Source organism: Buttiauxella sp. BIGb0552 (assembly GCF_004366275.1).
Lineage (GTDB): Bacteria > Pseudomonadota > Gammaproteobacteria > Enterobacterales > Enterobacteriaceae > Buttiauxella > Buttiauxella gaviniae.
The window spans coordinates 183378-196966 of record NZ_SODY01000004.1 but is presented as its reverse complement, the minus strand read 5'-3'; the positions used below and the strand labels follow the sequence as shown (position 1 = coordinate 196966).

11 protein-coding genes and 2 tRNA genes are annotated in these 13589 nt (G+C 45.6%); 4 read left to right on the top strand and 9 right to left on the bottom strand.

Annotated features, from left to right (window positions below; translation table 11 throughout):
* Positions 1-11: 11 nt before the first annotated feature.
* Together mgrA and EDF88_RS13035 are read left to right on the top strand one after the other, a co-directional pair.
* Entirely contained in the window at positions 12-1001 is a 990-nt protein-coding gene (gene mgrA / locus EDF88_RS13040; RefSeq protein WP_064512868.1) for an L-glyceraldehyde 3-phosphate reductase, read from the top strand.
* 152 nt (positions 1002-1153) lie between these two features.
* Positions 1154-1510 (top strand): DUF2502 domain-containing protein, encoded by a 357-nt coding sequence (locus tag EDF88_RS13035; protein ID WP_064512870.1) that lies wholly within the window; start codon positions 1154-1156, stop codon positions 1508-1510.
* Between the two features lie 41 nt (positions 1511-1551).
* On the opposite strand, the gene EDF88_RS13030 is transcribed toward EDF88_RS13035, so the two are convergent.
* From EDF88_RS13030 to EDF88_RS13015, 4 genes are all read right to left on the bottom strand, one after another.
* Entirely contained in the window at positions 1552-2391 is an 840-nt protein-coding gene (locus tag EDF88_RS13030) for a bestrophin family ion channel (RefSeq protein ID WP_243839617.1), read from the bottom strand.
* Positions 2392-2447: 56 nt separating this feature from the next.
* Complete coding sequence (locus EDF88_RS13025; RefSeq protein WP_134185060.1) at positions 2448-2867, bottom strand: hypothetical protein; 420 nt, start codon at positions 2865-2867, stop codon at positions 2448-2450.
* A 67-nt stretch (positions 2868-2934) separates the two neighbouring features.
* Positions 2935-3840, bottom strand: a complete 906-nt coding sequence (locus EDF88_RS13020) for a LysR family transcriptional regulator (protein WP_134185058.1) — start codon at positions 3838-3840, stop codon at positions 2935-2937.
* A gap of 478 nt (positions 3841-4318) precedes the next feature.
* Positions 4319-5557, bottom strand: coding sequence for an Nramp family divalent metal transporter (locus tag EDF88_RS13015; protein WP_134185055.1), 1239 nt, complete (start codon positions 5555-5557; stop codon positions 4319-4321).
* Positions 5558-5916: 359 nt separating this feature from the next.
* Between EDF88_RS13015 and EDF88_RS13010 the strand changes: the two genes are divergently transcribed.
* Positions 5917-7104 (top strand): NupC/NupG family nucleoside CNT transporter, encoded by a 1188-nt coding sequence (locus EDF88_RS13010; protein ID WP_034458999.1) that lies wholly within the window; start codon positions 5917-5919, stop codon positions 7102-7104.
* A gap of 54 nt (positions 7105-7158) precedes the next feature.
* Here the strand turns inward: EDF88_RS13010 and EDF88_RS13005 are convergent, their stop codons facing one another.
* The 4 genes from EDF88_RS13005 to EDF88_RS12990 all read right to left on the bottom strand — a co-directional run bounded on the left by EDF88_RS13005 (position 7159) and on the right by EDF88_RS12990 (position 11515).
* Entirely contained in the window at positions 7159-8799 is a 1641-nt protein-coding gene (locus EDF88_RS13005) for a diguanylate cyclase (RefSeq protein ID WP_243839616.1), read from the bottom strand.
* Between the two features lie 36 nt (positions 8800-8835).
* Positions 8836-11031 (bottom strand): EAL domain-containing protein, encoded by a 2196-nt coding sequence (locus EDF88_RS13000; protein ID WP_134185053.1) that lies wholly within the window; start codon positions 11029-11031, stop codon positions 8836-8838.
* Between the two features lie 286 nt (positions 11032-11317).
* Positions 11318-11393, bottom strand: a tRNA-Ala gene (locus tag EDF88_RS12995).
* 46 nt (positions 11394-11439) lie between these two features.
* Positions 11440-11515, bottom strand: a tRNA-Ala gene (locus EDF88_RS12990).
* Positions 11516-11736: 221 nt separating this feature from the next.
* On the opposite strand from EDF88_RS12990, the gene EDF88_RS12985 reads away from it, so the two are divergent.
* On the top strand, positions 11737-12090 hold the full coding sequence (locus tag EDF88_RS12985; protein WP_064512886.1) for a YfeC-like transcriptional regulator: 354 nt from the start codon (positions 11737-11739) through the stop codon (positions 12088-12090).
* Positions 12091-12153: 63 nt separating this feature from the next.
* Here EDF88_RS12985 and gltX read toward each other — a convergent pair whose 3' ends face one another.
* Positions 12154-13569: a glutamate--tRNA ligase gene (gltX, locus tag EDF88_RS12980; RefSeq protein WP_064512888.1), complete on the bottom strand. Its 1416-nt coding sequence runs from the start codon at positions 13567-13569 to the stop codon at positions 12154-12156.
* Positions 13570-13589 lie beyond the last annotated feature (20 nt).

Below are 13589 nucleotides of genomic sequence, written 5' to 3'. Positions count from 1 at the left end.
GGGAAACTAATATGGTCTATCAGGCAAATCCTGCGCGTTATGAATCAATGGAATATCGTCGTTGTGGGCGCAGCGGACTCAAACTACCCGCCATTTCTCTAGGTTTATGGCACAATTTTGGCGACAGCACGCTACTGGACAACAGCCGCCAGTTGTTGCACCGCGCATTTGATTCCGGGATTACCCATCTGGATCTGGCCAATAACTATGGGCCGCCTCCGGGTTCTGCTGAAGAAAACTTTGGCCGTATCCTGCGTGAAGATTTCCTTCCATATCGTGATGAACTGATTATTTCCTCCAAAGCGGGCTACACCATGTGGGATGGGCCGTATGGAGATTGGGGCTCGCGTAAGTATCTAATTTCAAGCCTTGATCAAAGCCTGAAGCGTATGGGGCTGGAGTATGTTGACATCTTCTACCACCATCGCCCGGATCCAGAAACACCACTTGAAGAAACCATGCGCGCACTGGATACCGTGGTGCGTCAAGGTAAAGCACTCTACGTTGGCGTCTCAAATTACCCAGCCGAACTCGCCGCTCAAGCCATTGATATTTTGAACGACCTCGGTACTCCATGTCTTATCCACCAGCCACGTTACTCGATGTTTGAGCGTTGGGTTGAAGGCGGTTTACTGGACGTTCTGCAAGAAAAAGGCGTGGGTAGCATTGCCTTTTCTCCCCTAGCTGGCGGCCAACTGACCGATCGCTATCTTGATGGTATTCCTGCTGATTCCCGTGCCGCAAGCGGCAGCAAGTTCCTTAATGCTGACCAGCTCACAGATGAAAAACTGGAGAAAGTTCGTAAATTGAATGATATCGCGCAACGTCGCGGGCAGAAACTTTCCCAAATGGCGCTCGCATGGGTGCTGCGTGGTGACAAAGTTACATCAGTGCTGATTGGCGCCAGTAAAACCAGCCAGATTGATGACGCAGTCGGCATGTTAGCCAATCGTCACTTTACGGCAGAAGAACTGGCTGAAATTGAAGCCATCTTAGTGTAACCGTTATCACTATCTGATTTAATTACGAACTAAATTAGCAAAAAGTGCTCTCCTCAGCGAATTAGGAGTTGTGGTGATGAAACACTTAGTTACCACAACTTACTATACCGCTAACAAGCCGCTCTGGCGGTTACCGTGTAAGGGGAGAGAGTATGTTCAGGTCACTGATTCTTGCGATAGCATTACTGGCATCTGCACCAATGATGGCGAATGCGGGCGAAATCACCCTGCTGCCGTCAGTTAAGCTTCAAATTGGCGATCAGGATTATCGCGGTAATTACTGGGATGGCGGCGGCTGGCGCGACCGTGATTACTGGCATCGTAATTATGAATGGCGTGACCGTGGCTGGCATCGCCATGATAACGGCTACCATCGTGGCTGGTATAAAGACCGCGGCCGTAACAGCTTTGAGAAAGGCTATCGCGCGGGCTGGAATGATCGTGACGATCATCGTGGCCGAGGCCGTGGCGATCATGGACGTGGGCACGGTGGTGGCCATCGCCATTGAGGCTAATGATTTAAAAATGGGAGCTAAGGCTCCCATTTTTATTACAGCAATCGATAGTTTTTATCCGGGGTTATTTTTCCAGGAAGCCTCCCATCATGGATCATTTCCCGTAAATCAATTTCAATGGTGTTGCAGATAGCATTCAAGGGTAAATCATTATCTTCCCGGCCAAAGGGGTCCTCAAGCTCAGTTGCAATCGCATCGAGCGCAAGGAGTGCATAAGTGGTAAATAATGAAAAAAGCAGTGAAAGAAACCCAAAGCTGTCGATGATCAGCAATGGATAAATCGCACAATAGATATAAATAGTGCGATGTAAAATTAAAGAGTATGCAAATGGAATTGGCGTATTACTGATACGTTCACACCCCCCCTGAATAGTGCTGATATTATTGAGGTAATGATTAAAGTTCTGGTAATCCAGGGAGTTTCGCTTATAGCGAAAAAGCCATTTGCCAATCTCCTGAAGCAAAGCATTACATGGAGTGGCAACATTTAGCCTCTCAAGCATAAATGGGGCTTGCGATGTAACCTCCACAGGCATTTTTTCATGCCGCAGCATCGATTTTAATATGTTGCAATAACATACGATAAAATTGAGCACGATTCTCATCTCATCCTGGCTAGCTTCTGTTGTGCTTTTTATTTCTCGCATTAAAGATCGAGTGGTAATCAACAAGTCTCCCCAAAGCTTTCTGGCTTCAGAATAGCGGAGCCATGCTGCATTGTTACGGAAGCCAAGAAAAATCGAAATAGATATCCCAATAAAACCAATTGGATTTTCTTTTGCTTCAATACCATGCATATGCAAGAGCGGGAGTAGAAATAGATAAGCCATATTCAACATAGCGAAAAAGAGCAACTGGCGAGAAATCTTCCTCATAATAGACCCTCTCCATGAGAACAATCTTCTAAACCAGTGTTGCTCAGGCCTGACTATCATTCTTTATCCTTTACACACAAATTTGCCATATGTTCATAAACGGGAAGCAATTTTTGTAAATAATGCTCAAAAACCTGTTTTTTATCAGAAAGTGGTATCACTCCGTCAAGGAGGCCTTGTTGATTAATATATGAAGAGGGTATATCTATAATGCTCTCCCCTTGTATAAGAGGATGATAGCTAATCATAACAGGACCTAAAAAACCGGTGCGGATAATATTTAGTTGCATTGTACCAAAAAGCTTTATAGACAAATTATTACTTTGGCAAATTGCCACCTGGTGATGGTATAAACGCTCAGTTAATGTAATATTCTTTAGCAAAACCAATGTATAGTTATTCCATAAACTATCCATACTTGTTTTTTTACTATGAATATCAGAAGCGTACTCTTTTAAAGATAGATATTGCGGCATACAAAAAGCTCTCCCACTTAAAATTGAGATTAAATATGGCTAATAAAGGTAATGAATAATGAATTAACTAGTCAGTATTTCCTGTTTTGCTTAGTGCTTTGATGACATCATTATGAAGAATAAAGTCAATGTAATTACGCAGCGTTAAAGTGTTATTTTTATTACTGGGATAAATCATCCACAATTCAATTTTCTGCACACTCCAGTCGGGAAGAGCAATTTTAAGCTGACCATTTTTTAGATAAGGCTCCACAATGTACTCAGGCAAAATTGCCATCCCTGTACCTTGTAAAGCTTGTTGCAATATATAAGTCAGATTATCGCTGGTATGCCGAGAGGTCATTACCAATTTATAACTGCTAGTTTCTTGAGAAAGAGTGACGCTTTTCCATGTTTTATGAGTAATTAAATCACATGTAAGCAATTCATCAGGTGAACTGACATTATGCTTTTCTGCATACTCCGGCGTCGCAACAATAAATCGGTTGAAGGTTCCCAGGAAGCGTCCAATGAAAGAGTCATCTGAGGGCTTACCTATTCTGTAAGCGACATCAAAAGTATCGTTAACCGAACCAAAGAATGAGTCCGCAGTGACCAGTTCAAGTTCAACCTGCGGATTTGCTTTCAAAAACTCATGGTGAGGAGCAGGTAAGGCACTGTACATGAACCCCGGAGGCGCTATTATTCTTAATTTGCCATTTGGGCTTTCACGTAATAGCTGAATGAGTTCATCAGCTCTAAATGCAACATCTATCACTTCCTGACAGTATCGCAAATAACTTTCACCTGCATATGTCAACGAGATCTTTCGCGTTGTTCGATTGAGCAAACGTAAACCAAGATATTCTTCGAGTTCACTTATTTGCTGGCTGACGCGAGATTTCGTCATATTCAATTCTTCAGCGGTTCTTGTAAAATTGCCGTTTTTTACCAGCGCGGCAAAAAGAGCCATATGATTAAAGTGCTTGAACATGACAAAACCCTGATGTTTCTAAACGTCAGCATAAATCATACATAACATAATGCGGGATGGACAGTGCTGATTGTTCAACAAATCACACCTATTTGTTCTGAAAGTAGTAACTAATCAACAGAGTCTTAATAGGTATGATTACCTGTGCTCGGGGATCAATATACAGGGGGGGTTATAAATAATGTGGACCACGATAGCGAATAGAAAACTACTGAGCATTCCGCTTTTTGGAATATTAGTGCTCAATACGATTATTGACATTTTCTTAGGTGCTATTGCACTAGGGCATCACAACTTTATGATTGTCGGTGTATTGGCAATCGCATTTGCGATTCAGGGAATGTTTATGTTTCGAGTTAACAGGAACATATTCTTTTAACTCATCAGGGGAAGCGATATAAATAAACGCAACTACATGAATGAACTTATAAAGATGTAACCCGCGACCACAAGTGTGTGGCCGCAGAGCACTATAAATCTACAGTCCCAAAGCCGTACCAACTAGCAGCCACAGGTTAAGCGCCACCACTATAGCCACAATCACCCACCCCACATGTTTTACCAGCCGGGTATTGACGAGATCGCCCATCAATTTTTCATTGCTGGTGAAAATCAGTAGCGGCACCAACGCCAGTGCGATACCAAAACTGAGTAGTACCTGGCTCATTACAAGGACGCGGGTTGGGTCAAGCCCCATCAGGATGACAATAAATGACGGTGCCATAGTGACTGAGCGGCGCACCCACAGCGGGATGTAGAAGCGAACAAACCCCTGCATCACAACCTGCCCTGCCAGAGTACCGACAACGGTTGACGACAGACCCGCCGCGACCAGACTCAAACCGAAGATAGTCGCCGCTGAATGACTCAAAAGAGGTTCCAGCGTGAGGTACGCCTCATCGAGATCGGCAACGCCGGTATGACCTGTGAAGTGAAACGCCGCGGCGGCGGTTGCCATCATCGCCAGATTTACAAACCCGGCAATCGTCATTGCGATACCCACATCCCATTTGGTCGCGCTGTAACGTTCGGCGCGGTTGCCTTCGTGCATATGTTGGGTCAGCGATGAATGAAGATAGATCACATGCGGCATAATTGTCGCCCCCAGAACCCCGGCGGCCAGGAACACCGCTTCGCTGGTCGGCAAGCTTGGGATCAGCATGCCTTTACCAAGTTCAGCCAGTTTGGGCTGCGAGAAAATCAGTTCAACAATGTAAGCCGCAGCCACAAACAGCAGCAAACCACCGATGACTTTTTCCAGCGGTTTCTGGCCGCGCCGTTGCAGCATCAGTATAAGGAACGTTGCAATCCCGGTCAGCACTGCGCCCTGGAGTAACGAAACGCCCAGGATCAATTTAAAACCAATCGCAGCACCAATAAACTCCGCCAGATCGGTCGCCATGGCAATGATTTCGGCTTGTATCCAGTACAACCACACCACCGGGCGCGGATAGTGGTCACGGATCTGCTCCGCGAGGTTCTTGCCGGTGGCAATCCCCAGTTTTGCCGAGAGAATTTGGATAAGCATCGCCATCAGGTTTGCCCACACCACTACCCATAGCAATTTGTAGCCAAAACTTGCCCCGGCCTGGATGTTGGTCGCAAAGTTGCCGGGATCGATATACCCGATAGCAGCGATAAAAGCCGGCCCCATCAACGCCAGCCGTAATCTGCGCGCTGTGCGGGTACCACTGTTGTCAACGCGACTGTTTGTCATCATCTGCCTCTGAGATATAGCCTTTGCTATGTTTCAAGCTATCAAAAATGAGAATGATTATCAAATTCATTTAAAATGCTTAAACCGATTATTTTGATAGACGGAAACAATGAGGAATTTGCAGTGACAATTTTATATGCCAGTTAACTTTCATGAACTGCGGCAAGCACTATGTTAGAGATATGTGCGTTGACGCAACTTTTACCTTCTTTACTTAACATAGCAGAAATGTATGGTTGATCACTAATTTTGAGTTTGGTCACAGGACATCACTATAGTGTGCGATTAGTCTCGTTTTCTTATTGCTTGTTTCATAGAATGTGCAACGAAATTAAACCTGCCTCATGTTTGGAGCAAATATGTCCCGCGTTCTTCACTTTGTCTTAGCGCTTGCCGTGGTAGCGCTACTTGCTTTATTGCTAAGTAGCAACCGTAAGCAAATTCGTATTCGCTTTATCGTTCAACTGTTAGTGATTGAACTCATTCTCGCCTGGTTCTTCCTGAACTCAGAAATCGGTCTGGGCTTTGTGAGAGGTTTCTCAGAAATGTTTGAGAAACTGCTGTCGTTCGCTAACGAAGGGACAAACTTTGTATTCGGTAAGATGAATGACGAAGGACTCGCCTTCTTCTTCCTGAAAGTACTCTGCCCAATCGTCTTTATATCCGCGCTGATCGGGATATTGCAGCACATCCGGGTTCTGCCGATTGTTATCCGCTTTATCGGTACCGTTCTGTCTAAAGTGAATGGTATGGGTAAACTGGAATCCTTTAACGCCGTAAGCTCGCTGATTCTGGGACAATCAGAAAACTTTATCGCCTATAAGGATATTCTCGGCAAGATGTCGCGCAACCGCATGTACACCATGTCCGCTACGGCCATGTCTACCGTGTCCATGTCGATTGTCGGTGCTTACATGACGATGCTCGAGCCAAAATATGTGGTCGCCGCGCTGGTGTTGAACATGTTCAGTACCTTTATCGTACTGTCGCTGATTAACCCTTACCGCGTTGATGAGAGCGAAGAAAATATCCAGATGTCTAACCTGCACGAAGGCCAAAGCTTCTTCGAAATGCTCGGTGAATACATTCTGGCAGGTTTTAAAGTTGCGATTATTGTTGCAGCGATGCTGATTGGCTTCATTGCCTTGATTGCCGCACTGAACGCACTGTTTGCAGCAATCTTCGGCATCTCCTTCCAGGGCATCCTGGGTTACATCTTCTACCCGGTAGCCTGGGTGATGGGTGTTCCATCTCATGAAGCGTTGCAGGTTGGTAGCATCATGGCCACCAAACTGGTTTCCAACGAATTCGTTGCGATGTTGGATCTGCAAAAACTGGCCGGTACGCTTTCCCCACGTGCGGAAGGTATCCTGTCAGTGTTCCTGGTGTCGTTTGCCAACTTCTCTTCTATCGGGATCATCGCTGGTGCGATTAAAGGCCTGAACGAAGAGCAAGGTAACGTGGTTTCTCGCTTCGGCCTGAAACTGGTTTACGGCGCAACTCTGGTGAGTATTCTGTCAGCATCTATCGCTGGTCTGTTCTTGTAATTCTCACAATAAAAAGCCGGGGCAATTTGCCCCGGCTTTTTTATGCCCAAATTTCTATGCCTGGCTAACACCATCATCCTGCCAGCAGACCTGGTTTCTGCCTCGTTGTTTAGCGGTATACATCCGCATATCTGCAAGCGACTGGATTTGCTCAAGCGAGCACTCTGGCAGCTCACTGTAGGCCGCAACCCCTAACGAGGCAGTGATTTGTAGCTGCGTACCGTCGTCGAGGAGCAGAGGCGATGATTCAAGCTCCCACTTAATTCTTGTCGCGACCATAATCCCCGCTTTGAGGTCGGAATTTGGCAGGAAAATGCAGAACTCTTCACCACCAATACGCCCCAGAATATCCTGGCTGCGAATCGCACGCTGAATGCGCTGAGTCGCATGCACCAGCACATTGTCACCGACCTGATGCCCATAAACATCGTTCACTTTCTTGAAGTGGTCGAGATCTAATTGCACAAGTGTGTAATCTACATAATCAGGGCTAATTTGTGATGTCTTCTCAAAGAAGCCACGGCGGTTAAGTGCGCCGGTCAAGTCATCGTGAAGCGCATGGTGCTGCATTTCACGCTGCAAGTTCCCCATATTGCGCACCAGGCGGCAAATAACTCGGTGCGATCCACAAAGGAAAAGCACGAATATCCCCCACATCGCGATCAACAGGATACTGAAACGGCCAAAATCTTCATGTAAACCCTGGCTGAGGGTTTGGGTACTGATCAGTACCGAGCGCGTGCCAACAACTCTGCCAAAAGTGATAAATACCGACCCATCGCGCATCGTGCCGCGCGATGAGACTTCAAGCATCTGGCGAATAGTTTGTAGATGCTTAGCAGTGAGTTGAAATTGATTGCTCGACCCAACGGTACCGGTGAGTGGGATTAGCCGTTCATCAAACAGTTGGTAAGCACTCTGCGTATCTTCCGGTAATGACGCCGCAAGGAATTTTTGCACCGCATCATTTTCAAACGCAATCCCCAGAAGACCTATCCATTCACCACGAAAATCGACAGGAATGGCGACATTAACCAGAGTGTCATCCGTTTTAGCGATATTCTGCCGTGTCCAGAAAGGTTCTCGCTGTGGATTGAGCAATGGCGAAGCCAGCACGAAACTACCCTGCTCTACTTGCGGGTTGTAACTGCTCACTAATAGCGAGTTCATCTCCTGGGATAGCGAGACAATAAATTCGCCATCGCGTGAGATGTAGTACAAATCTGCAGTCAGTTCATTGGCCCCTGTCGCTAACGGGAAAAGACCCTGAATCTTCCGCAATGCATAGAGCTGCTGGCGGACTTGTAGCGCGTCCTCGCCGTGAAATGCGCTGTCTTCGGTAAGCGTATCGGGCAAAGGTAACTCGCGGATCCACAATGGTGAATCACCAACATCACCTGTAATTTCCGAAGGAACAGTTGCCACACCAGGGAACAAAGGATCGTCCATCGCTTCAATAAAAATTCGTTTTAGGTAGCGAAGGTTATCAACTTTGTACTGTGCTTTACTTTCGATTCTGGCAATCACACTTTCAAGGTGACTAAGCTGGCTTGTACGGTAGCCATGGCTAAATAGCTGTCCTTGCTGCCAGAATAAAAAAGTGGTTAGCGCAAAAACAAAAATGAAAACCAGATGGATAACCCGGAGTGTTTTTGCCATTGGCAGGCGAAATCTATTCGCTAAAGAAGTGCTCACAAATCAGCCCCTTGATTATATGCTCGCAACATACTGCTACCTTAATGTATGGACTAAGGCCAGAGGCTCTGGCTTGCCTATCAGATACCCTTGTAAAAAATGTACGCCGAGTTCGCATAACAGCCTGCGCTGCTCTTCCGTTTCAACAAACTCAGCCACAACAATCAATTGCTTCGCTCGAGCCATATCACATATAGATTTAACAATCAGTGGGTCAAGCGAGTCGGTGGTGATGTCTTTAATGAAGCAACCATCAATCTTAATAATGTCCGCATGCAACCTTTTCAACCGCTCGTAGTTCGCATAACCGGTACCAAAGTCGTCGATGGCAATTTTAAACCCATAATCACGCAGTAATGTAATGTTCTGCATTGAAGTTTCTGAGTCTGAAAAAGCCTGTTCCTCGGTGACTTCAATAATCACGCTGCTGGCTGGCACCTGGAATTGCGTAAACAATGAAATAATATTCTGCGCAATATCCTTTTGCATCAACGTCAACGGCATAAGGTTTACCGAGAAACGTGACTGCTCGCCCTTCTCTGGGTGAAGATACAAATAATTCACCAGCTTCTTCACCACTAACATATCGAAGCGCGTGCTGAGGTTAAACTCGGCAATAACAGGAATAAACTTATCCGGGGTAATTAATTCATCATCAAAAGTGATGCGGCTCAGTATTTCGTGATATCCATGTCCCATCTTATTCACAATAGGTTGTGCATAGAGAGTGACAGGTTCTTCTTCATTTAAGGCACGTTTGATTTTTTGCAGTAACAAAACACGCTCTGTCGTTTTGTCAGAGACATATTCAACCCTGGTATTCAAGCTGAGTACTCGTAACGATTCACTCGCCTGTTCGGAAAGAAAACTTAATTGCCCTAAAGTGTGGTGTAATTCTTCAAGGCTATTGTCGATAACGCTATAGGATGCGCCGTACTCAATTTCCAGCATGGTGTTATGCCATGTTGTTTTTTTGCTATTGAGTAAATCAACAATATGCTCGAGTCGCGCATCGGTATGTTGTCCGCGGAGGAAAATTAATAATTCACTGCCGGGTAACTGAAATACTTGTTCGCCTTCATGCAGGAAAGGCGTTATCTGGCTGGTAACCATGCGCTTACAATGAATTCGCATCATCATGCCGTAATGGCGGCTTAAAAATTCCAGGTTCGACATCCGTAGGCAGCAAAGCGTCCCTTCCGGATAACATTGCACATGATGTTCCAGCGCACGTAAATTTGGTAATTGTGTTAACGGATCGGTTAGTGACTGCGAATGATAAATGCGTTTCATCCATTCGTTTTTCTTAAACATCATCGTCATGTACAACATACAGACGGAAAAAGAGATGAAAACAGAAAGAATGAATGACAGGGCAAATTCTGTATTAACCCCGTAAAGGAAACCATCGTTATATGTCAATAGTAGCCATACGGATATAGCCCATAACAGCCCCATTAAACGCGGGCCAAAATGGCGGATACCCAGCGTAAATAGCACAAAAATAGCGGGGACGAGGTAACCTGAAACCTGCAACATGCCCCACGACGAGCACAGCACAACCAGCAGAGTTATCAGGCATAACATCCAGGTCAAAGAATAAAAACGGCGTGGACCAATGAAATCGCGCATCACGCAACGACGCCAAAAGGCTCGGACGTAATTTGGATTCAGGATCATTCTGAGTGGATAGTAAAACAGGAAAGTAAATATCAGCGAGGCGGCAATTAAATTTTGAAAATCCACTACCATAAACATGAGTGAATTGTCACCAAAGTACGCAGCCACTGCTTCTGGAAATTGAATATATCGTCCCGCCAGATACATCAATAATTTAGTGCTAAAAGGCGCGACAAACCCTAGCCAGAATATCCGAGTCCCCATTCCTTTATCGGTCAGAGCATAGCGCCACCTCGCCCCAAGATAATGACGGGCAATTATGCTACAAACTATTATTGGAAATATCAGGCAAAAAACAAATGATACTAACGCCACAAATGACAGATGTAGTACGCATGAGAATGTCACTGCTGATGAAATTATTAGAGGAATAATCGCAGTCCGGCCATAGATAAACACCATGGCTATCAACAAACCCATTGGGAGATAAGCGAGATAAACCTGAACACCATCAATTGTCGTTAACGGTGAAATGTAGCGAGAAAAAGGGACAAGCAAGAGAGATAAAACCAGTGCTGTGACGAATTTCTTGATAGATTTTTGAAAAATCATAAGCCCTGGTCTGAGTATTCTGTAATGGCTTTGCAGCATTATTCGGTGATAAATAATACGTTTATTTGTTGCGCAAATCAAGTTTGCGAATTATTGCATGTAGTTAAATTTATTGGTTTTTTATACAACCCAACAAAGAGAAATAGTTTGATATATTCATATTGAGAATACATCGTATTTATATATTCACTAAATTGATGAAAATCGTGCTCAGATCACTATTTTGTGAAGTTATTCTGGCGCAGAAACGAAAAAACCCCCGCCATTAGGCGAGGGTTTCATATTTTGGTGGAGCTAAGCGGGATCGAACCGCTGACCTCTTGCATGCCATGCAAGCGCTCTCCCAGCTGAGCTATAGCCCCACGAATGGGTTTGGTTTAAACGATTCAAATCTTGCTGGTAAAGATTTGGTGGAGCTAAGCGGGATCGAACCGCTGACCTCTTGCATGCCATGCAAGCGCTCTCCCAGCTGAGCTATAGCCCCGTACCGTGAAACCGTGTCGTATCGACGGGCGGCATCATATGAAACCCATTCAATAGTGTCAACGTCAAATTCAGCTTCTGCGATTAATCGCCGAAAAAGCAAACAATACAAGTAAAAGCAGATGCATCTCGTCTTCCTGTAGTTAATCCTGTCACAGTTTCCAGTAAAATGATCCTCTAAAATGAACCACTAATAACCCCTTTGGATTTAAGGAAAAAACTGTGCTCAAGGAACGTATGACCCCGGAAGAGCTGGCGATGATTACTGGTTATAGTCGCCAAACAATCAACAAATGGGTACGCAAAGAAAGCTGGCTCACAACTCAAAAACCCGGTGTTCAGGGAGGTAAAGCTCGCCTGATTCATGTGGATGAACGTGTTCGCGATTTTATTAATAGTGCAAAACGCGTTTCGGAGAAACTCAGCAGCTACCACGTTAATGACACTTCACTGGAAGGGCTTTTGCTCAATTCGATGAAACAGATGTCTATCTCGGAACAAGAAAAGATGTCTGCATTGATTCTGCGAGAAGGCATTGCTGGGGTGTTAAAGCGTTTAGGTATTCGTGATGAGTAAAACGAGTATCAAAAAGCCGGCATAAGCCGGCTTTTTAGTCACAACACTTTATAACGCGGGGCGTTATTGTTGTGCTTCGCGCGCAGCAATGAATTCCAGAGCCTGATTAATACGAGCAATCGAACGTTGCTTACCAATCGCGTGAACAGTGACATCAAGACCAGGTGACTGCCCTGCCCCTGTAACAGCGACACGCAACGGCATACCAACTTTACCCATACCTACTTCCAACTCATCAGCGGTTGCCTGAATTGCATTATGCACATTCTCTGCAGTCCAGTCGGTCAATGCTGCCAGTTTATCGCGCACAACTTCCAGCGGCTGACGAGCAACCGGACGAAGGTGTTTCTTCGCAGCATCCGCGTCAAACTCACTGAAATCTTCATAGAAGTAGCGGCAAGTTTCAGCCATCTCTTTCAGCGTTTTACAGCGGTCGCCCAACAATTTAACCAACTCAGCCAGTTGTGGGCCGTTGCGGGTATCAATATTTTGCTGCTCGATATGCCATTGCAGATGGGTCGCAACATATTCAGGAGCAAGGTGGTTAATGTAGTGGTGGTTAAGCCACTGCAATTTTTCAGTGTTGAATGCACTGGCCGATTTGCTAACGGAGTCCAGTGTGAACAATTTGATCATCTCTTCACGAGTGAAGATTTCCTGATCGCCATGAGACCAGCCCAAACGCACCAGGTAGTTCAACAGAGCTTCTGGTAGATAGCCATCGTCACGATACTGCATGACACTAACTGCACCATGACGTTTGGACAGTTTTTTACCGTCGTCACCATTAATCATGGAAACATGCGCATAAACCGGAACTGGCGCATTCAATGCTTTCAGGATGTTGATCTGACGCGGAGTGTTGTTGATATGGTCTTCGCCACGAACAACGTGGGTGATTTCCATATCCCAGTCATCCACTACAACACAGAAGTTGTAGGTTGGGGATCCATCGGTACGGCGAATGATCAGATCATCCAACTCCTGGTTGCTAAATTCGATTGGGCCACGGATCTGGTCATCGAAAATAACAGAACCTTCTTGCGGGTTGGCAAAACGCACAACACATGGTTCATCAGCAGTATGATGCTCATGGCCATGACGGCAGCGCCCGTCATAACGCGGCTTGTCGCCGTTCGCCATTTGTTCTTCACGCAAAGCTTCAAGGCGTTCTTTAGAGCAGTAGCATTTGTACGCTGTACCAGCTTCCAGCATCTCGTCGATAACCGCGTTATAGCGATCAAAACGCTTGGTCTGATAGTACGGGCCTTCATCCCACTCAAGGCTCAGCCAGTTCATGCCATCCATAATAGCTTCGATAGCTTCTGGTGTTGAACGCTCAAGGTCTGTGTCTTCTATACGAAGCACGAACTCACCGTCGTGGTTACGAGCAAAAAGCCATGAATAGAGAGCAGTACGAGCACCACCAACGTGCAAATAGCCTGTTGGGCTTGGCGCGAAGCGAGTTTTGATTTTCATTAAACGGCCTTAATTACGCA